The organism is Qipengyuania aquimaris (genome assembly GCF_009827445.1).
Taxonomy (GTDB): domain Bacteria; phylum Pseudomonadota; class Alphaproteobacteria; order Sphingomonadales; family Sphingomonadaceae; genus Qipengyuania; species Qipengyuania aquimaris.
In genome coordinates this window covers 1,916,718-1,935,162 of record NZ_WTYI01000001.1, presented here as the reverse complement: position 1 = coordinate 1,935,162, position 18,445 = coordinate 1,916,718, and the positions used below count along the sequence as shown (strand labels likewise).

General features: G+C 63.1%; 20 protein-coding genes. 9 read left to right on the top strand and 11 right to left on the bottom strand.

Features of this window, described 5'->3' with window-relative positions:
* Positions 1–26: 26 nt before the first annotated feature.
* The 4 genes from GRI34_RS09470 to recQ all read right to left on the bottom strand — a co-directional run bounded on the left by GRI34_RS09470 (position 27) and on the right by recQ (position 3,282).
* On the bottom strand, positions 27–284 hold the full coding sequence (locus tag GRI34_RS09470) for a hypothetical protein (RefSeq protein WP_160595715.1): 258 nt from the start codon (positions 282–284) through the stop codon (positions 27–29).
* 1 nt (position 285) lies between these two features.
* A complete protein-coding gene (locus GRI34_RS09465; RefSeq protein WP_160595714.1) occupies positions 286–489 on the bottom strand; it encodes a toxin-antitoxin system HicB family antitoxin in 204 nt (67 codons plus the stop codon).
* Between the two features lie 25 nt (positions 490–514).
* Entirely contained in the window at positions 515–1,426 is a 912-nt protein-coding gene (locus GRI34_RS09460; RefSeq protein WP_234028199.1) for an SPFH domain-containing protein, read from the bottom strand.
* Between the two features lie 71 nt (positions 1,427–1,497).
* The gene (gene recQ / locus GRI34_RS09455) at positions 1,498–3,282 is read right to left on the bottom strand and encodes a DNA helicase RecQ (RefSeq protein WP_160595713.1); all 1,785 of its coding nucleotides are present in this window, start codon (positions 3,280–3,282) and stop codon (positions 1,498–1,500) included.
* A 130-nt stretch (positions 3,283–3,412) separates the two neighbouring features.
* Here recQ and GRI34_RS09450 point away from each other — a divergent pair, with 130 nt between their 5' ends.
* The 6 genes from GRI34_RS09450 (at position 3,413) to GRI34_RS09425 (ending at position 8,512) form a co-directional block, all read left to right on the top strand.
* A complete protein-coding gene (locus tag GRI34_RS09450) occupies positions 3,413–3,703 on the top strand; it encodes a hypothetical protein (protein ID WP_090476605.1) in 291 nt (96 codons plus the stop codon).
* A gap of 103 nt (positions 3,704–3,806) precedes the next feature.
* Entirely contained in the window at positions 3,807–4,007 is a 201-nt protein-coding gene (locus GRI34_RS09445) for a hypothetical protein (RefSeq protein ID WP_160595712.1), read from the top strand.
* Between the two features lie 3 nt (positions 4,008–4,010).
* A complete protein-coding gene (locus GRI34_RS09440) occupies positions 4,011–5,192 on the top strand; it encodes an acyl-CoA dehydrogenase family protein (protein ID WP_234028198.1) in 1,182 nt (393 codons plus the stop codon).
* Positions 5,193–5,195: 3 nt separating this feature from the next.
* Positions 5,196–6,422: a CoA transferase gene (locus GRI34_RS09435; RefSeq protein WP_160595711.1), complete on the top strand. Its 1,227-nt coding sequence runs from the start codon at positions 5,196–5,198 to the stop codon at positions 6,420–6,422.
* A gap of 3 nt (positions 6,423–6,425) precedes the next feature.
* Positions 6,426–7,658, top strand: coding sequence for an acetyl-CoA C-acetyltransferase (locus tag GRI34_RS09430; RefSeq protein ID WP_160595710.1), 1,233 nt, complete (start codon positions 6,426–6,428; stop codon positions 7,656–7,658).
* Positions 7,658–8,512 (top strand): FAS1-like dehydratase domain-containing protein, encoded by an 855-nt coding sequence (locus GRI34_RS09425; RefSeq protein ID WP_160595709.1) that lies wholly within the window; start codon positions 7,658–7,660, stop codon positions 8,510–8,512. Before GRI34_RS09430 ends, GRI34_RS09425 begins: the two co-directional genes overlap by 1 nt.
* On the opposite strand, the gene ppk2 is transcribed toward GRI34_RS09425, so the two are convergent.
* Positions 8,509–9,279, bottom strand: coding sequence for a polyphosphate kinase 2 (gene ppk2, locus GRI34_RS09420; RefSeq protein WP_325065207.1), 771 nt, complete (start codon positions 9,277–9,279; stop codon positions 8,509–8,511). The genes GRI34_RS09425 and ppk2 overlap by 4 nt on opposite strands.
* Before the next feature lie 56 nt (positions 9,280–9,335).
* Here ppk2 and phhA point away from each other — a divergent pair, with 56 nt between their 5' ends.
* The gene (gene phhA / locus GRI34_RS09415) at positions 9,336–10,277 is read left to right on the top strand and encodes a phenylalanine 4-monooxygenase (RefSeq protein WP_160595708.1); all 942 of its coding nucleotides are present in this window, start codon (positions 9,336–9,338) and stop codon (positions 10,275–10,277) included.
* Positions 10,278–10,346: 69 nt separating this feature from the next.
* Here the strand turns inward: phhA and GRI34_RS09410 are convergent, their stop codons facing one another.
* The 5 genes from GRI34_RS09410 to GRI34_RS09390 all read right to left on the bottom strand — a co-directional run bounded on the left by GRI34_RS09410 (position 10,347) and on the right by GRI34_RS09390 (position 16,005).
* Complete coding sequence (locus GRI34_RS09410) at positions 10,347–10,598, bottom strand: hypothetical protein (RefSeq protein WP_090476589.1); 252 nt, start codon at positions 10,596–10,598, stop codon at positions 10,347–10,349.
* An 81-nt stretch (positions 10,599–10,679) separates the two neighbouring features.
* Entirely contained in the window at positions 10,680–10,934 is a 255-nt protein-coding gene (locus GRI34_RS09405; protein WP_160595707.1) for a GlsB/YeaQ/YmgE family stress response membrane protein, read from the bottom strand.
* Positions 10,935–11,030: 96 nt separating this feature from the next.
* A complete protein-coding gene (locus GRI34_RS09400) occupies positions 11,031–11,825 on the bottom strand; it encodes an undecaprenyl-diphosphate phosphatase (protein ID WP_160595706.1) in 795 nt (264 codons plus the stop codon).
* Positions 11,826–11,920: 95 nt separating this feature from the next.
* Positions 11,921–14,035, bottom strand: a complete 2,115-nt coding sequence (locus tag GRI34_RS09395) for a M13 family metallopeptidase (RefSeq protein WP_160595705.1) — start codon at positions 14,033–14,035, stop codon at positions 11,921–11,923.
* A 137-nt stretch (positions 14,036–14,172) separates the two neighbouring features.
* Complete coding sequence (locus GRI34_RS09390) at positions 14,173–16,005, bottom strand: ABC transporter transmembrane domain-containing protein (RefSeq protein ID WP_160595704.1); 1,833 nt, start codon at positions 16,003–16,005, stop codon at positions 14,173–14,175.
* A gap of 165 nt (positions 16,006–16,170) precedes the next feature.
* On the opposite strand from GRI34_RS09390, the gene GRI34_RS09385 reads away from it, so the two are divergent.
* Positions 16,171–17,403 carry a polyhydroxyalkanoate depolymerase gene (locus GRI34_RS09385; RefSeq protein ID WP_160595703.1) on the top strand — a complete coding sequence of 411 codons (1,233 nt, stop codon included), beginning with the start codon at positions 16,171–16,173 and terminating at the stop codon, positions 17,401–17,403.
* A 75-nt stretch (positions 17,404–17,478) separates the two neighbouring features.
* On the top strand, positions 17,479–17,850 hold the full coding sequence (locus tag GRI34_RS09380; RefSeq protein WP_160595702.1) for a SpoIIAA family protein: 372 nt from the start codon (positions 17,479–17,481) through the stop codon (positions 17,848–17,850).
* 9 nt (positions 17,851–17,859) lie between these two features.
* Here the strand turns inward: GRI34_RS09380 and GRI34_RS09375 are convergent, their stop codons facing one another.
* A complete protein-coding gene (locus GRI34_RS09375; protein WP_160595701.1) occupies positions 17,860–18,420 on the bottom strand; it encodes a hypothetical protein in 561 nt (186 codons plus the stop codon).
* Positions 18,421–18,445: the final 25 nt, after the last annotated feature.

Sequence of the window (18,445 nt, the reverse complement as noted above, 5' to 3'; positions counted from 1 at the left end):
ACAGGATGATCGCGCGGATACGGATGTCAATCCTTCTCGCCATGACGCCAGCGCCAGCCGCCACGCGTCTTGTGCTTCGCGATGAAGACCACGGCCAGAGTGGCGAGAAGCCAGACCACGATCGCAAAGCCGAGCCCGATGGCCGGATCCCACTCCAGCACAGGTGCCGGGGCGAGCATGACCAGCGTATAGGCGGCCAGCAGCGCCCAGCCCTGCCAGGCGATCGGCAGCCCCGCGCCGTAACCGAAGCGCTTGGGCGCGAACCAGGGTTTGTCGTCCTTCATGTCAGTCCTCCGTCTTCGGGCGCCCGCGTTTGGGCTTTTTGGAGATTGCGACGTCGATACCGCGCTTTTTCAGCGCTTCGCGCAACAACATTTCGATCTGCGCATTGGCGCTGCGCAATTCGTCCGCCGCCAGGCGCTCGACCGCGGCATGGACAGCCGGGTCGAGACGCAGGGCGAAGGCTTTCTTGGCTGGTGGTTTGGCCATGAGGCCTCTCCGCTAGTCCTTTGGATCAGTACAGCGAGCCGGCGTTGACCACCGGGTGCGCGTCCTTTTCGCCGCACAGTACGACCATCAGGTTTGACACCATGGCCGCGCGCCGCTCGTCGTCGAGCTCGACGATATTGTCTTCGCTCAGCTTGGTGAGGGCATCCTCGACCATTCCGACCGCACCCAGCACGATCTTGGTGCGCGCCGCGATGATGGCGTCGGCCTGCTGGCGCTTGAGCATGGCGCTGGCGATTTCGCTCGCATAGGCGAGGTGCGTCAGGCCTGCCTCATCGACGACTATGCCGGCGACCTTGAGGCGGTCGTTGAGCTCTTCCAGGAGTTCGCGGTTGACCACGTCGCCGCCGCCGCGAAGCGTGACTTCCTCGCCTTCGAAATCGTCATAGGGATGCCGCGAGCCGACGGTGCGCAGGCCCGCCTCGATCTGGATGTTCACGAACTCCTTGTAATCGTCGACATCGAAGCTCGCCTGGGCAGTGTCGCGCACGCGCCAGACAACGTTGCAGGCGATCTCGATCGGGTTGCCCCGCAAGTCGTTGATCTTGACCCGTTCGGAATGGATGTTGTGCGCGCGGGCCGAGATCTTGGTCTTGCCCATCCACGGCCAGACCCAGCGCAGCCCCTCTGTACGTTCGCTGCCCTTGTATTCGCCGAACAGCGTGATGACCGCCGCCTGGTTGGGCTGGATCATGAAGAAGCCGAGGCCCACGATCACCACTCCGATGACCGACGTGGACAGAGCCACCAGGAAGAGGATTTTCGCCCCCGATGCTGCGCCGTCTTCCGGTGCCAGGCCGGGCAGGACAAGAGCCAGGACGGCGATCAGGCCGACCAGCACCAGCAACATGATGTAGCCATTGTAACTCGTCGCCGCGCTTTCGCGGCTGGTCTTCATTCCGGACAATTCCACCGACATAACCTGCCTCCTGTTATATAATTATGATATCATAAATATATCAGTAGGAGTGGTGGGTCAAGAAAATCCGGTCAGTGGCGGGCAATCTCCGCAAGGAAGCGTTCGCCATAGGCGTCGAGCTTGCGGGTTCCCACTCCGCCGAGGCGACCCAGTTCAGGCAGGGTCGAGGGTCGGCTTGCGGCCATTTCACGCAGCGTCGAATCGTGGAACACGACATAGGGCGGGACGCCGGCCTCCTTGGCGAGATCGCGGCGCAAATCGCGCAATGCCTCGAACAGTGGATCGCCGACCGGGTTGGCGGTCGATTCGCCTCGCCGCCTGCGGGCACGCTTGGGCGGGACGATGATCTCGACCTTGCGTTCGCCTTTGATGATCTCGCGTGCCGCGCCCCCCAACGACAGTCCACCGTGTTCGGTCGGCACTAGATCGCCGCGCGCCTGGAGCGCACGTCCGAGCGGTTGTAATAGGCTTGCATCTTCACCCTCGACGATACCGAATACGCTCAACCGGTCGTGCCCGCGCTGGCGGACGCGCTCGTCCTCGGCGCCGACAAGCACTTTCTGCAGATGGCCCATGCCGAAGCTCTGGCCCGTGCGGTAGACCGCCGAGAGCAGCTTGCGCGCGAGTTCGGTGGTGTCCGTGACCTTGGGCGGATCGAGGCAATTGTCGCAATTGCCGCAAGTTTCGTCAGGGTCCTCCCCGAAATGGCGCAGGAGAACCGCGCGGCGGCAATGCGGCGTTTCGACCAGTCCGGCCAGCGCATCGAGGCGCGCCCGTTCTGCGCTGCGTCGCCCTTCCGGTAACTCCATCAGGCGTTGGCGAGCCGTGGCGAAATCGGCTGCGCCCCAGAACATCGTCGCAAGGCTCGGGTCGCCGTCGCGCCCGGCACGGCCTGTTTCCTGGTAGTAACCCTCGATCGACTTGGGCACGCCGACATGGGCGACGAAGCGCACGTCCGGCTTGTCGATCCCCATGCCGAAAGCGATCGTGGCGACGATCACCATGTCCTCGCTCTCGACGAAGGCGGCCTGGTTGGCGGCGCGCGTCTCTGCCGGAAGCCCTGCATGATAGGGGCGCACCGATCGGCCGGTTGCAGCGGCGAGCTTTTCGGCCAGCTCCTCCACCTTGCGGCGGGTCTGCGCGTATACGATGCCGGGGCCGGGCTGGCGGGCCATCAGGTCAGCGATCTGTCGCACAGGATTGTCGCGCGGTGTGATCGCATAGCGGATATTGGGCCGATCGAAGCCAGCGAGCACCAGCCCGTCCTCGGGAACGCCTAACTGCGTCATTACGTCGGCGCGGGTCTGCCGGTCTGCGGTCGCTGTCAGCGCCAGGCGCGGCACGTCCGGGAAGGCATCCATCAACGGGCGCAGCTGGCGATAGTCGGGGCGGAAATCGTGGCCCCATTCCGAAACGCAATGCGCTTCGTCGACCGCGAACAGGGCAAGCGGCGTGGCGCCCAGCATATCGCGGAAGCCTTGCTGGCTGGCGCGTTCGGGCGCGACGTAAAGCAGGTCCAGCTCGCCCGCACGGAAGGCATCCTGCGTTTCGCGCCAGTCGGCGTCGGCGCTGGTCAGGGTGGCTGCGCGAATCCCGTTCGCCCGGGCGCTGCGCAGCTGGTCGTGCATCAGCGCGATAAGCGGGCTGATGACGATGCAGGTGCCAGGCATCATCACCGCCGGAAGCTGGTAGGTCAGCGACTTTCCAGCCCCGGTGGGCATCACCGCAAGGGTGGACTTGCCATCCAGGACACGCTCGACGACATCTTCCTGCCGACCACGAAAACCGTCGAACCCGAAGGTCGAACGCAAGGCCTCGCGTGCGCGGTCCAGATTGTCTCCATCGAGCGGGGGCATGCCTCCCTGTCGGCGTACCAGGCTGGCGGCGCAAGCGGCGCGAGTGCATTTTCCCCTTGGACCTTGGGCCCAGTGCATATTAACCACCCCTCCCGACAGCGCCGATCGGCGCTCAGATCAGGAGAGACACATGAAGTTCCGTATTCTTGCCGCTGCAACCGCTTCGCTGGCGTTGGCCGCCTGTGGCAGTGCCGACGACGCCTCGACCGAAGCAGAGGCCGACACCGTTGAAGTTGCTGCGGACGAGGCGCTTGAGCCGGTGACCGAAGAGCCGGTCGAAGATGCCGCTGCCAGCGAACCGGTCGAAGTCGACAATTCGGCTGCAGAGGCTGCTGAAACGGCCTCGATCGAAGAGGCCGGCGATAATGCCGCCGCTACTGCCGAAGCTGCGCTCGACGCGATGGCCGAAGAAAACCAGTAAGCGTAGATTACGCGGGCAGGGGACGGGCGCGCATGGTGCGTCTGTCCCTTTGCTTGCCGTAGCGGATTTTGCCCCGCCGATGCGCGGGATTAGTCTGTCTTCGATGAGACGACTCGAAACTCTTGCGGCACTTGCCGCAATCGGACTCGCCGGATGCAGCGAGGAGCCTCCCGCCGCGCCTCCCGAAATGACCGCGGACGAGGCGCAGGCGCTCGAAGATGCGGCCAGCATGCTGGACGAAGCGCGTCTCGAAACCGGACCCGAAGCGGTCCTGCAAAGCGATACCGAGGCAGGAGAGGAATAGGACATGTCGACACCCAATCCCGGAATGGATGCCGAAACCTTCGACCAGTTCCTGGACCAGCTTGAACGCTATGTCCGCGAACGGCTGATCCCGGCGGAAAAGGACGTCATCGAACAGGACAAGGTGCCCGACGATATCCTGGCCGAGATGAAAGACATGGGCCTGTTCGGACTGACCGTGCCGGAAGACTTCGGGGGCGCGGGTCTCAACATCACGCAATATGCCAAGGTCGTCCAGACGATGGCCTATGCCGCACCGGCCTATCGCTCGATCTTCTCGATCAATGTCGGCATGTTCAATTCCGCGATCAAGAACGGCGGCACACCGGAACAGCAGGCCGAATGGTGGCCGCGCATCGCTGCCGGCGAGATCGCCTGCTTCGGCCTGACCGAGCCGGGAAGCGGCAGCGACAGCGCCGCGATGCAGACGATGGCGAAGCCCGATCCCGACGGCAACGGCTGGATCCTCAACGGTACCAAGCGTTACATCACCAACGCACCGCACGCCGATGTCGCGCTGATCATGGCACGCACGGAGAAGGATGCGCTGCCCAAGAACGCCCATGTATCGGCATTCATCGTGCCGATGGACACGCCGGGCATGTCCACCTCCAGCCCCGACAAGAAGATGGGCCAAGCAGGCAGCCATATCTCCGACGTCATGCTCGACGACGTGCATGTGCCGGGCGATGCCTTGCTTGGCGGAGAGACCGGCCAAGGCTTCCGCTTTGCCATGATGAGCCTCGACAACGGCCGGATTTCGGTCGGCGCGGCAAGTGCGGGCTATGCGCGCCGCGCGCTCGACAGCGCGATCAAATATGCGAACGAGCGTCAGGCTTTCGGCGAACCGATCGCCAACTTCCAGCTGATCCAGCAGATGCTGGCCGAAAGCTGGACCGAGATCTACGCCGCCGAAGCCATGATGGCGGATGTCACCGCCCGCGTCGATCGGGGTGAGGATACGGTGAAGCACGCCGCCGCCTTCAAGGTCTTCGCTTCGGAAATGTGCGGCCGCGTGGTCGACCGCGTCGTGCAGATCTATGGCGGCGCGGGCTATCTCGCCGAATACGATGCAGAACGCTTCTTCCGCGATGCACGCATCTACCGCATTTACGAAGGGACCACTCAGATACTTCAGCTGCAGATCGCGAAGCGGATGCTGCGCGAATATGCGGCGAGCGTCTGAGGCGTGTACGGCCTTCTCAATGACCTGAGCATCATCGAGGCGTCGAGCTTCGTCGCCTCTCCCACTGCAGGGCTCTACTGCGCGCAGATGGGAGCGGAGGTGATCCGCGTCGATCACAAGGAGGGCGGGCTCGACTACGACCGCTACATGCTCACGAAAGAGGGCCGCTCCTTAAGCTGGGAAAACCTCAACCGGGCGAAGAAATCGGTCGCACTCGACCTGCGCAGCGGCGAGGGGCGCGAACTGCTGGTCGAACTGTCGGCGAAGACCGGCAATCTCATCACCAACCTGCCCGAGAAGAGCTTCCTTTCGCACGATGCGGTCGCGGCGAACCGCCCCGACCTCGTCAGCGTGCGCATCATGGGCTGGCATGACGGACGCCAGGCGATGGACTTCACCGTCAATGCGGCCAGCGGGTATCCGCTGATGTGCGGTCCGGAGGACTGGGACGAGGCAACCGCGCCGCCGGTAAACCAGGTCCTGCCCGCGTGGGATTTCATCACCGGCGCCTATTGCGCCTTCGCACTCATCGCCGCGATCCGCCACCGTGATCACACCGGCGAAGGCAGCCAATTGCGCGTGCCCTTGGGCGATGTCGCGATCGGCACGGTCGCCAACAGCGGTGCGATAGCCGAGATGCTCTATCGCGGGGCCGACCGCGAACGGCTCGGCAACGCGATCTGGGGGGCATTCGGCCGCGACTTCCGCAGTCTCGACAACACGCGTTTCATGGTCGCCGCGCTGACCGCGAAGCAGTGGGCGGGGCTGGTGAAGGCGTTCGGCGTCGAGGAAGAAATCGCCGCGCTGGAGAAGCAATGCGGAGTGCGCTTCGCCGATGGCGACGACCCGCGTTTCAAGCATCGCCACGCGCTGTTCGATCTCTTCCAGTCGCGCGCCGGCACGATGGACTGGCCCGAGCTGGAGCGCCGGATGGCGGCAGAAGGCTGCACGTTCGAACGGTATCGCACCATGCACGAAGCGGCGAACGATCCGGTGCTCGTCGACGACAATCCGCTGTTCACGCGGACCGGTGCGAACCCCTCCGGCTTCGAATATCCCGCCACTCGCAGCTTCGCCAATATCCCGGGGCGCGATGCTGGCGAGCCTGCACCGGCCCCGTACCTGGGCCAGCATACCGAAGAAGTGCTCGCGGAACGCCTTGGCCTGTCTTCGGGCGCCATCGGCGCGCTTGTCGATCGCGATATCGCCCGTCTTTCCGATAAGGACTAACCCATGACCCAGCTCCGCCGCGTCGCCATCTGCAAACCCCTGCGTACCCCTGTCGGCAAATTTCTAGGCAGCCTCGCCCCGCTCGAAGCGGGTGTTTTGGGGGCGGTGATCATCAAGGCGCTGGTCGAGCGTTCGGGCGTCGACCCGATGCGCGTCGACGACGTGGTCTTCTCGCAAGGGTATGGCAGCGGGGAAGCACCCGCGATCGGTCGCTGGAGCTGGCTGGCAGCGGGTTACCCGATCGAAGTCCCCGGGATGCAGATGGACCGGCGTTGCGGCTCAGGTCTCCAGGCCGTCGCTACGGCCGCCATGATGGTGCAGACCGGCATGGCCGATTGCGTGCTGGCAGGCGGCGTCGAGAGCATGAGCAATGTCGAACATTACACGACCAAGGCCCGCCACGGCGCTCGGCTGGGCGACATGGTACTGTGGGACCGCCTCACACGCGGCCGCCTGATGAGCCAGCCGATCGAGCGCTTCGGTGTCATCACCGGCATGATCGAGACGGCGGAAAATCTCGCCAAGGATTATGACATCAGCCGCGAGGAATCGGACGAATTCGCCGTCCGCAGCCACCAGAACGCGGCAAAGGCATGGGAAGAGGGCAAGTTCGACGACCAGCTCGTGCCCGTCGAAATTCCCCAGCGCCGCGGCGATCCCGTTGTCTTCGCCAAGGACGAGGGTTTCCGCGCGGATGCCGACATGGAAGGCCTGTCGAAGCTGCGCCCGATCGATGGCAAGCGCGATCCGGATGCCATCGTCACTGCGGGCAATGCCAGCCAGCAGAACGATGCCGCCGCCGCCTGCCTCGTCGTCGCGGAAGACAAGGTCGAGGAACTCGGCCTCGAACCCATTCTGTGGTTCCATTCGTGGAGCGCGGCAGGCTGCGATCCCAGCCGCATGGGCATCGGCCCGGTCCCTGCGGTCGAGCGGTTGTTCGCGCGGAATGGCCTCGGCTGGGACGATATCTGCCTTATCGAACTCAATGAAGCCTTCGCCCCGCAGGCGCTCGCCGTACTGAAGGGCTGGGGCTTTGCCGAGGACGATAGCCGCCGCGACATCGTCAACGTCAACGGCTCGGGCATCTCGCTCGGCCACCCGATCGGTGCGACGGGTATCCGCATCCTTGCCGACATGGCGCATGAAATGCAGCGCCGCGAAGTGCGCTACGGCCTCGAGACGATGTGCATCGGCGGCGGTCAGGGCATGGCTGCGGTGTTCGAGCGCGCCGTGTAATGAGCGACTGGCAGGCATGGGTCGGGCGCGAACAGCGTAGCGCGGACCGCCTCGAACCGGGCCTTGCCGGGCGCTGGTGCGCGACTTTCGATCAAGATGCGCCGATGCAGGCTGAGATGCCGCAGGGTATCCACCTGTGCCTCTGCACGCCCGAAGCGCGCACCGCACAACTTGGCGAAGACGGCCATCCGACCCGCGACCAGGACGACGCCAGCTTCCTGCCGCCCATTCCGCTCCCGCGCCGCATGTGGGCGTCTAGCGCGATGCAGTTTCACGCGCCCATCGCTGTCGGCGCGGCAATCGGGCGCACCAGTCGCATAGCATCCGTCACACCCAAGTCGGGCAGCAGGGGCGAGATGGTCTTTGTCGAGATCGACCACGAGACCAGCGCCGATGGCCAGTTGGCGGTCAGTGAGAGGCAAAGCGTCGTCTACCTCGAAGCGCTCGCCAAGGATGCTCCCCTGGCTCCGCCGCCTGCTGGCGAGGGAAGTTTCGACACCTCGCAATGGGACGTGCACCGCGAACTCGTCCCGGACGAACGGCTGCTCTTCCGGTTTTCGGCGCTCACCTTCAACACCCACCGCATCCACTACGATGCGCCCTATGCGCGCGAGATCGAGCGTTACCGCGGTCTGGTCGTCCACGGCCCCCTGAGCGCCAGCCTGCTGCTGCAGCTCGCGTCCGGGAAGTACGGCGAGAATGCGCTCGCCACTTTCACCTTTCGCGGGGTCAGCCCGGCCATTGCAGGTGAGCCGCTCCTCCTCGCAATGCGCGAGGGTGAGGGCGGTATCGAACTCGGGGCCTTTGCTGCAGATGGCCGGCAGGCCGTGAAGGCTGCCGCAACTCTCGCCTAATCGACCGGGTAATCAGCGATCGGCTCGAGGAAACCATAGGTCTCCTCGACCGGCTCGTGCCCCAACTCCGGGAAATCGATGGAAGGCGGTTCCACCCGCGTGTCGGGCAGGCGATCCAGTAGATTGCGTACCAGCGTCAATCGCCCCCGCTTCTGGTCGTTGAAATCGACCAGCGTCCACGGCGCCCATTCGGTGTGGGTCGCTGCCAGCATGTCCTCGCGGGCGCGGGTATACTTATCGTACTTGCTGCGCGCGGCGAGATCGATCGGAGAGAGTTTCCAACGCTTCAGCGGGTCTTCCAGCCGTTCGCGCAGACGCTCTTCCTGCTTTTCCTGATCGGTGCCGAGCCAGTATTTGAAGAGCAGTATTCCGTCATCGACCAGCAGCTTCTCGAACGCCGGGGCCTGGCGCAGGAAATCCTCGACCTGGCCTTCATCGGCAAAGCCCATGACCCGCTCCACCCCCGCGCGATTGTACCAGCTGCGATCGAACAGCACGATTTCGCCTGCAGAAGGGAGATGCTTGGCGTAGCGCTGGAAATACCATTGGCTGCGCTCTTCCTCGCTCGGTTTCGACAGGGCGACGATGCGGCACTGGCGCGGATTGAGGCGTTCGCGAACCGCCTTGATCGCACCGCCCTTACCGGCGGTATCGCGCCCCTCGAACAGCACGACGATCCGCTGCCCGGTCGCCATCGCCCAGCGGGCCATGCCGACAAGCTCTTCCTGCATGGGTTCGATCGCGTCTTCGTAATCGCTCTTCTTCACGCTCTGCTCCGATCCGTTTGTGTCCGGCAGCGTATGCTAGTATCAATGGCAACGATATGGCTACACTTGCAAAACCCGAACACGATTTTTCGCAGCTTCCGGACTTGCCGGACGATGTCTTCACCGCTCCGCTGAAAAAGCCGGAGCATGTGGGCGATGATTGGCTGGAGCCGAAGCAGACCGAATACGACAGCGAAGACGACGCGATCTGGAACGACCTTTTCGCGCGCCAGATGGAAGTGCTTCCCGGCCGTGCGGCGACTGCGTTCATGGAAGGCACCGAAAAGCTGGACCTCGGGCGCGGCGGCGTTCCGGAATTCGGCAAGCTTTCGGAAGAACTCGACAAGCTGACCGGATGGAGCGTGGTGCCCGTGCCCATGCTGATCCCAGATCACGTCTTTTTCTGGCACCTGGCCAATCGCCGTTTTCCTGCGGGCAATTTCATCCGCACGCGGGAGACGTTCGACTACATCCAGGAGCCCGACGTATTCCACGACGTGTTCGGCCACGTGCCGATGCTGACCGACCCGGTCTATGCCGATTACATGCAGGAATATGGCCGCGCCGGGTGGAAGGCGATGCGCTACAACCGATTGAAGGCGCTCGGTTCGCTTTACTGGTATACGGTCGAGTTCGGCCTGATCGAGGAGAAGCCGGGCGACATCCGCGCCTATGGTGCCGGTATACTGTCAGGCCCGACGGAAGTCGTGTATTCGGTGGAGGCGGAAAGCCCCAATCGCATCATGCTCAATGTCGACCGGGTCATGCGCACCGATTACGTGATCAGCGATCTGCAGCCGACCTATTTCGTCATTCCCAGCTTCGAGGATCTCTACCGCCAGACGGTGGAGAGGGATTTCGACAAGCTCTACAAGAGCCTCGGCCCGGGTTTTACCTATGCCAATACGGCGGTGATCGATGTCGATTACGTCGTGAACCGCGGCACGCTGGAATACACTTTGCGCGGCGGGCGCGGATCGGGCGCGAAGCCGGTCTGATCGCTAAACGAAAACGGCCCCGGATCGCTCCGGGGCCGCTTCGTTTTCTAAGCTTGGAAAGCTTCGAGATTACATCTCGTCGATTTCGTCAGCCTGTTCTTCCATCGACTCTTCCATGGCGTCGGTCTGGTCGTCCATGGCATCGGCCTGCTCGTCGGTGATTTCGCCGGCGGCTTCCATTTCATTGACCTGCGCGTCGCGAGCGTCTTCCATCTCTTCGATGTTGGCTTCAGCTTCGTTTTCTGCGGCGCTGTCGCAAGCGGCAAGGCCGAGGCTCATAGCTGCGGCAGAAGCGACGAGAGTTGCTTTGGTGAATTTCATTGTAGTCTTCCCCTTGGTAATCGGCTGGCATCAGGATTGAGCCATCCGGTGATCGTCAATCGATATTCAGAAATGCGCTGCTCAGCGCAGGACCCGCTCTCGGACGATATTGTAGAGTCCGACCATCACAATCGCGCCGATGGTGGCCCATAGCAGCGTGCCCGCCCGGATTGCTCCGAGGAAAACGCCGCCGGAAGTAGCAATTCCCACAACCAGCGAACCGGCAATGCCGGCCAGCACGTTGCGAAGAATGGTCCGGCCATCTTCGATCTTGAGTGCGATCGATCCAAGCCACCCCATCAGGGCGCCCGTAACGATCAGGATAATCAGACCCATAGTCAGTCCTTGCGGTTTACTCGTGCCCAATAAAAAGCCGCTTGCGGCGATTGGTTCCACAAATGTGACGGAACGGTGGCAGGTCTGCGGCTATTTTCAGAGGAAGGCGAGCAGCGCCGCGCCGAGGGCAACCCGGTAGATCACGAAGACCATCATCGACGCTTTCTTGAGGAAATTCATCAGGAAAACCATCGTCGCCAGAGCGGTGAAGAAGGTCAGGATGCCAGCAACGATCGCGTCCTGCTGCATCTGGGCCGTTGCGTCGGCCAGGTCGAAGGCGGCAAGCAGGCCCGCTCCTGCAACGGCAGGAATGGCCAGCAGGAATGAAAAGCGCGCAGATTCCACACGCTGGTAACCGAGTGCGCGTGCCGCGGTCATGGTGGCGCCCGAACGGCTCGTGCCGGGGATCAGGGCCATGGCCTGTGCCAGCCCTACGAGGATGGCATCGCGCAAGGTCATGTCCTCATAAACCTTGGTTTCCTTGCCGAAGCGGTCCGCAAGGCCCAGCAATATGCCGAAGACAATCAGGTTGGTGGCGACCAGCTGGGTCGACCGGAAGCCTTCGAGATATCCACCCATCTTGAGGAACAGGCCGAGCACCACCGCGGGAATGGTCCCGATCACCACGAACCAGAACAGGCGGCGCTGTGCGTCGTCCTTGGCAAGGCCCACGCTCGCAAAGCCACCTCTCGCGAGGCCCATCACGTCCTTGCGGAAATAGAGGATGATCGCGAGCAGCGATCCCACATGGACGGCGACGTCGATCAGCGGACCCTGGTCGGGAAAATCCGTCAGCTTGGGGATGAGGATCAGGTGGCCGGAGGAGGAAATCGGCAGGAATTCGGTGATTCCCTGGACCAGTGCGATCAGCAATTCTTGGAGGAAGGTCATGGGGCGGTGGAATTGGCACAAGGTTTGGACAAGTCAAACAAAAACCCCGCCGACACATGGCCGACGGGGTTCGAATTGAATGTGAGGCGATCCGGTTACCAGATCCTGATGCGCTCTTCCGGCGGCAAGTAGAGATCGTCTTCCGCCGATACGTTGAACGCATCGTACCACGCATCGAGATGGCGCACCGCGTTGTTGAGGCGGAATTCACCCGGCGGGTGGTTGGCGGTCATCACGCGATTGCGCAGGCTTTCCTCGCGCTCCATGCCGCGCCAGATCTGCGCGAAACCGAGGAAGAAGCGCTGGTCGCCGGTCAGCCCGTCGATCACCGGTGCTTCCTCGCCATTGAGCGAAAGGCGATAGGCGCGGTAGGCCATCTGCAGGCCGACCACATCGCCCAGCGTTTCGCCCATCGACTGGTTGCCGCGCAGGCAGACAGGACCTTCGGGGCTATCGACCGGGCAATAGGCCTCGATAAATTCGGCCATGCGCTTGGTGTAGTTTTCAAAGCCCTTTCGATCTGCATCCTGCCACCAGTTGCGCAGGGTTCCGGTAGCATCGAACTGGCTGCCTTGGTCGTCATAGCCATGGCCGATCTCGTGACCGATCACGGCACCGATCCCGCCATAGTTCACTGCCTCGTCAGCCTCGGCATTGAAGAACGGCGGCTGGAGGATGGCTGCGGGAAAGACGATCCGGTTGGTGAGCGGCGAATAATAGGCATTCACCGTTTGCGGGAACATGCCCCACTCGGTCGGATCGACCTTCGTGCCGAGGCGCGCGCGATTGTCGGCATCGTTCCACCGGCGGGTATTCATCAGGTTTTCGAGCGGATCGTTCGGATCGATTTCAAGACCTTCGTAGGTCTCGAATTCGTCCGGATATCCGATCATCGGAACGAAGCCATCCAGCTTGGTGCGTGCTTCGGCGATGGTATCCGGCGTCATCCAGTCATTGGCATCAAGCGCCATGCTCATCGAACGCGACAGGTTTGCAACCAGCTCGTCCATGCGCGCTTTGCTTTCGGGCGGGAAGTAGCGGGCGACGTAAAGCGCGCCCAGCTGCTCGCCCAAGGCACCTTCGGCGGAATCGATGGCGCGCTTCCAGCGCTCTTGCTGTTCTTCCTGGCCATTGATCGTCTTGCCGTAGAAGGCGAAGTTCGCATCATCGAGTTCGCTCGAAAGGACCGCCGCATTACCCTGCAGGAAGTTTTTCGCCATGTAGGCCTTGAGGGTCGCAAGCGGAGTTTCGGTCAACAGCTGCATCATCGCCGGCAAACCGCCGCCGATCATGTCGAGTTGCGCCTGTGTCAGCTCCAGCTCTTCGATTTCCTCGGGGGTGGGCGGCAGTTGGCGCGCGAGGTAGCGATCCTGCCCGCCGAGCCTGGAGGATTCCAGCAATGCGGCGATCGGGAAGTCCCCGGCCATCGCGGTCAGTTCTTCGGGGGTGAGTTCATTGTAGGTAAGCTGCGGCATGCGCAGCACCTGGCGCGCCCATTCGAGTTCCGCGACCTTGTGTTCGAACGCATAGACCGCATTGGCGGCCGATACCGGATCGGCATATCCTGCAGCGCCCAGCATGGTGGCGAGGTAGTCCATATAGGCTTCGCGCACCTTAAGATTGCTCTCGGAATCCACGAGGTAGTAATCGCGGTCGGGCAAGCCCATTCCATCAAAACCGATACCCACCGCATGGTCGGTCGGATTGCGCGCATCGATGGTCACGTTGGCAACGACCATTGACGGGAAGCCCGGCTCTCCAAACAGCGAAACCAGCGCCGCGAGGTCCGGTGCAGCGTAAATCTTGCCAAGGTAAGGCTGCGCGGGTGCAAGGCCGCTGGCGTCGATCGCCTCGATGTCGAGATAGGCGTTGTAGGCATCGACAATGCGGCGAGCCGCCGTGCCGGGCTCGGGGTTGGACGCGACAAGGTCGTTCACCAGCGTCTGCACGTCGTGGATCGCGCCTTCACGCAGCATATCGAACGCGCCGAAACGCTGGCGGTCGGCAGGGATCTCGTTTTCGGCAATCCACTTGCCGTTCACATAGGCGTTGAAATCGTCGCCCGGATCGACGCTGTCATCGATCAGATCGGTGCCGACACCCCAGGTGCCGAAGTCCATCGTCGGGCTGGCTGCTTCTTCGGCAGCTGCGGGCATGCCGAGCATCAGGGCGATGGCAGACGCCCCTGCGGCAAGGAAGTTCTTGGTCATGTGCGAAGTCTCCGAAGGAAATCTTGTACGCGCGCCCCCCGCGCGCGGATTCGAGTGGATGCTAGCTAGCGAAAGCGAGCAAGCAGCGGTCGCCGCTCGTCGGCCCAGTCATCGCCTTGGTCGAAGAATCGCGGAAATCAAGCGCTGTGAAGGCCGAACTGGAGCGAGGCAAGCCGCGCATATAGCCCGCCATTATCGGCCAGCTGCGAATGAGTGCCCTGTTCGGCAATGCGCCCATCGTCCATCACGACAATGCGGTCTGCCGCGCGCACGGTGGCGAGCCGGTGCGCGATGACCAGGGTCGTGCGGTTGTCCATCAGGCGTTCGAGCGCATCCTGCACCAAGCGCTCGCTTTCCGCGTCGAGTGCGCTGGTCGCCTCGTCCAGCAACAGGATGGGCGCGTCGCGCAGCAGGGCCCGGGCAATCGCGATCCGCTGCCGCTGGCCGCCCGAGAGCTGGGTTCCGTTCTCACCGAGATAAGTGTCGAGGCCGTCGGGCAGTTTTTCGAGGAATTCCGCGGCATTTGCCGCGCGTGCTGCGGCCCAGATATCCTCTTCGCTTGCCTCCCAATTGCCATAACGCAAGTTGTCCCTCGCGCTGGCGGAGAACAGGACACCTTCCTGCGGCACGAAAGCGATCCGGCGACGGATTTCGGCAGGATCGGCGCTGGTCAGGGGGATGCCGTCGAGCCGTACTGTGCCGGCCTGCGGGTCGTAAAAGCGCTCCGCCAGCTGGAAGATCGTCGATTTGCCGGCGCCCGACGGCCCCACGATCGCAACCGTTTCACCCGGCTCCACCTCGAGGCTGAAGTCTGTAATCGCTGCAGCTTCCAGCCGGGTCGGGTAACGGAAGGTGACATTGCGGAACGACAGGCTGCCGCGCGCCGGGCTCGGCAAGGCCTCGGGACGTGCAGGTGCGGCGATCCCGGGCTTTTCCGCCAGCAACTCGCTCAATCGTCCCGCAGCGCCTGCCGCGCGCAACAGGTCGCCGACGACTTCGGTAAGGGCGCCGAAACTGCCGCCCACGATCATGCCGGCGAAGACGAACGCCATGATCGTTCCGCCGGTCAGCTCGCCTGCCTCGACCAGCACTGCGCCGCGCCACAGGAGCAGGACGATAGCGCCAAAGATCAGGGTGATGGCCGTGGCGGTCATCAGGGCGCGAAGCAACACGCGCTTGCGTGCCGTATCGAAGGTCCGCTCGACCGCGTCGGAAAAGCGCGCGCTTTCGCGATCCTGCTGGCCGAAAGCCTGGACCACCTTCATGGCGGACAGGACCTCGGTGACCATCGCGCCCACATCGGCGATACGATCCTGGCTCGACCGGCTGATGTTGCGCAGGCGCGCACCGAATATGGCGATCGGCAGGATGACGATCGGAATGCCGATGAAAATGTAGACCGCCAGCTGCGGAGCGAGCCAGAACAGGTATCCGGCCGCGGCGACCGCCATGATGGCATTGCGCAGGGCAACCGAGATCGTGGTGCCGACGACCTGTTCGATGACAGCCGTATCCGAGGTCATCCGGCTAGAGATCTCTTTGGGACTGTTCTCCTCGAAGAACGATGGCGACAGGCGCAACAGGTTCTCGTGCACGTTGCGGCGGATGTCGGCGACGACCCGTTCTCCGAGCCAGCTCACGAAATAGAACCTCAAGGCGGTGAACACGCCCAGCGTCGCCACCAGCGCGAGGAGATAACGGAACCAGCGGCCGATATCGCCCGTCCCATCGCTGCCGAAACCGCGGTCGATGATCAGCTTGAGCGCGCTGGGCAGGGCAAGCGAGGTGATAAGGGCCGTAGCCAGCAAGGCGATTGCCGCCAGGGTCAGCTGCAGCGGATAGGCTTTGGCTGCCTGCCAGACCATCGCCAGCGCGCCGAGCGAGCGGGTCTCGCCATTCTTGCGCTTGCGTCCGAAGAAGCCGCGCTGCGGCGTGCTTTCGGCTTCAGGAGTGTCGCCCGTCTCGTCCATGCGCCCCACCTAGGCAGCGCGCGCGGCAAAATCCACAGGGGAGGCGCGTTTGAGGCACTTTTACACCATTTGTGCATTGCACAATGACGAATCACTCGTCAGACTGCCGGTTTGTAAAAAGGGCCCGCAGCGAGACCATAACAGCGCGGGTAGCAGGGGACGCGAATGCTTTATCAAGCCTATGAACTCCAGCGCAGCTGGCTATCGAGCGCGAGCGCCTGGGCCTCCATCGGGGCGGAGATGCTGTCCAACCCGGCCCTGCCGCAGAATTACATGGGCGGATATCTGGGGCTGGGCCCGATCGCTGCCAGCGCGCTCGAAGTCTTCGCCCATGCCACCGCCACTTATGGCAAGCCCGCCTGGGGTATCGAAAGCGTCGAGGCGGAAGGCAGGCACTGGCCCGTCGTGGAAGCCACCGTGGTCAACCGGCCGTTCGGCGATCTCAAGCGCTTCCGCCGCGAAGGCCTTGCCGAAGATGCGCCGCGCCTCCTGATCGTCGCCCCGATGAGCGGGCACTACGCAACGCTGCTGCGCGGCACCGTCGAACGGATGCTGGAGAATTACACCGTATTCGTCACCGATTGGGCGGATGCGCGCAATGTGCCCTTGCACGAGGGGCATTTCGATCTCGACGATTACATGGATTACGTGATCGAATTCCTCGAACACATCGGTCCCGGAGCCCACGCGATGGCCGTGTGCCAGCCTTCGGTCCCGGTCTTCGCCGCGACCGCGATCATGAACCGAGACGGCCATGACTGTGCGCCCAGGACGCTCACCATGATGGGCGGCCCGATCGACACGCGCTGTTCGCCGACCAGTGTCAACGACCTCGCGATGGAGCGCCCGATCGAGTGGTTCCAGCACAATGTCATCGCCACCGTGCCGATGCAGTATCGCGGCGGCGGCCGCCGCGTCTATCCCGGCTTCATGCAGCTCGCCGGCTTCATGAGCATGAACCTCGGCAATCACATGATGAGCCATTACGAGATGTTCAAACACCTCACCGTGGGCGACGAGGCGAGCGCGCAGGCGACCAAGGATTTCTACGACGAATACCGCAGCGTGTGCGACATGACCGCCGAATTCTACCTGCAGACGGTAGAAGAGGTGTTCCAGACCCACGCCATCCCGAACGGCACCTTCATGCACCGCGGCAAGCGTATCGACCTCGGCGATATCACCGAGACCGCCCTGCTCGCCATCGAAGGCGAGCGCGACGATATCTCGGGCCTCGGCCAGACCCGCGCCGCACTGGAGCTGACGCCCAATCTGGATGTGTCGAAAAAGCGCTACTACATGGCCGAAGGAGCCGGGCATTACGGCATTTTCAACGGCAGCAAATGGCGCGGCAAGATTGCCCCGGTGGTCGAGGGGTTCATCGCCGCGCACGGGTAAGGTCCGGGCCGGACGCGGGTGTGCTATACTGCCTCTGCGGCAGCTTCATGCCGCGCCAGCACGAGGAGGTAGCCCATGCTCACCATTACCAAGCCCTCGGCCGATCGGGTGGATATCACGCTCGACGGCAAGATCGATGCCGACATCATGCGCACCGCGCTCGACGATCTGATTGCGAAATCGGACGGAGTGAAGGGCGGCAAGATGCTGTACCGCATCACCAATTTCGAACTCCCCACCCTCAGCGCGATTGCGGTCGAATTTACCCGCCTGCCAAAACTGTTCGGCCTGCTCGGCGCGTTCGACAAATGCGCTGTGCTGAGCGATTCCGACTGGCTCAGGAAAGCGGCTGAAATCGAGGGCGCACTGTTCCCGGGCATCGAGATCAAGAGCTTCGGTCTCGGCCAGCAGGACGTCGCCGAGGAATGGCTCGACCTGGCGGATTGAACCGCTCGGTTAGGCTGTCAGCCCGTCGAGCATCCCGTCGAAGAGCGGATCATATTTGAGAACGACCGTGCGGAAAGCTTCGGCCACCTCATGCAGTTCGGTCTTTCCGGCGCAGCTGTGCTGGGCGAAGGAGTGCCGCTGGCCGCCCGATGCCATGGCAATCTCGGTGCGCGCGCCATCGGTGCAAATAACTGTTGGCGCGCCGTAATAGGCGAGATTGGACAACCGCTCCCGCGTTTCGTCGTCGAGCCGTCCGACCAGAGCTCGCGCATCATCATCCGAGATAGAGAACTCGTTGCGCCGCGTCTCGAAGGCACCGCCCGGCGTCCATTTGTAACCTGCGGCGCGAACGGTCCATGTGCCATCAGCCCTGAACAGGGTCACCTGCTGGTGCGAGGGCTGCGGCGACAGGCTGGCGCTGAAGGTCGCCGAATAGGCCGGCCCATCCTGCGCCGCTGGATGGCACACATCGAACAGGTGATCGGATCCAGTCTCGCCATCAGCGGGGCATGCGGCAACCGATGAGGAAGCAGACGCGGTGAGAATGGCGGCGAGCATTAGATCGATCATTGGCGGCCCTCTGTAAGAAAAAACG

What these genes read in the sequence shown, in the direction of transcription:
- GRI34_RS09470 (WP_160595715.1), bottom strand. Translation starts at nt 284, where the DNA reads ATGAAGGACGACAAACCCTGGTTCGCGCCCAAGCGCTTCGGTTACGGC.
- GRI34_RS09465 (WP_160595714.1), bottom strand. Translation starts at nt 489, where the DNA reads ATGGCCAAACCACCAGCCAAGAAAGCCTTCGCCCTGCGTCTCGACCCG.
- GRI34_RS09460 (WP_234028199.1), bottom strand. Translation starts at nt 1,426, where the DNA reads ATGTCGGTGGAATTGTCCGGAATGAAGACCAGCCGCGAAAGCGCGGCG.
- recQ (WP_160595713.1), bottom strand. Translation starts at nt 3,282, where the DNA reads ATGCCCCCGCTCGATGGAGACAATCTGGACCGCGCACGCGAGGCCTTG.
- GRI34_RS09450 (WP_090476605.1), top strand. Translation starts at nt 3,413, where the DNA reads ATGAAGTTCCGTATTCTTGCCGCTGCAACCGCTTCGCTGGCGTTGGCC.
- GRI34_RS09445 (WP_160595712.1), top strand. Translation starts at nt 3,807, where the DNA reads ATGAGACGACTCGAAACTCTTGCGGCACTTGCCGCAATCGGACTCGCC.
- GRI34_RS09440 (WP_234028198.1), top strand. Translation starts at nt 4,011, where the DNA reads ATGTCGACACCCAATCCCGGAATGGATGCCGAAACCTTCGACCAGTTC.
- GRI34_RS09430 (WP_160595710.1), top strand. Translation starts at nt 6,426, where the DNA reads ATGACCCAGCTCCGCCGCGTCGCCATCTGCAAACCCCTGCGTACCCCT.
- GRI34_RS09425 (WP_160595709.1), top strand. Translation starts at nt 7,658, where the DNA reads ATGAGCGACTGGCAGGCATGGGTCGGGCGCGAACAGCGTAGCGCGGAC.
- phhA (WP_160595708.1), top strand. Translation starts at nt 9,336, where the DNA reads ATGGCTACACTTGCAAAACCCGAACACGATTTTTCGCAGCTTCCGGAC.
- GRI34_RS09410 (WP_090476589.1), bottom strand. Translation starts at nt 10,598, where the DNA reads ATGAAATTCACCAAAGCAACTCTCGTCGCTTCTGCCGCAGCTATGAGC.
- GRI34_RS09405 (WP_160595707.1), bottom strand. Translation starts at nt 10,934, where the DNA reads ATGGGTCTGATTATCCTGATCGTTACGGGCGCCCTGATGGGGTGGCTT.
- GRI34_RS09400 (WP_160595706.1), bottom strand. Translation starts at nt 11,825, where the DNA reads ATGACCTTCCTCCAAGAATTGCTGATCGCACTGGTCCAGGGAATCACC.
- GRI34_RS09395 (WP_160595705.1), bottom strand. Translation starts at nt 14,035, where the DNA reads ATGACCAAGAACTTCCTTGCCGCAGGGGCGTCTGCCATCGCCCTGATG.
- GRI34_RS09390 (WP_160595704.1), bottom strand. Translation starts at nt 16,005, where the DNA reads ATGGACGAGACGGGCGACACTCCTGAAGCCGAAAGCACGCCGCAGCGC.
- GRI34_RS09385 (WP_160595703.1), top strand. Translation starts at nt 16,171, where the DNA reads ATGCTTTATCAAGCCTATGAACTCCAGCGCAGCTGGCTATCGAGCGCG.
- GRI34_RS09380 (WP_160595702.1), top strand. Translation starts at nt 17,479, where the DNA reads ATGCTCACCATTACCAAGCCCTCGGCCGATCGGGTGGATATCACGCTC.
- GRI34_RS09375 (WP_160595701.1), bottom strand. Translation starts at nt 18,420, where the DNA reads ATGATCGATCTAATGCTCGCCGCCATTCTCACCGCGTCTGCTTCCTCA.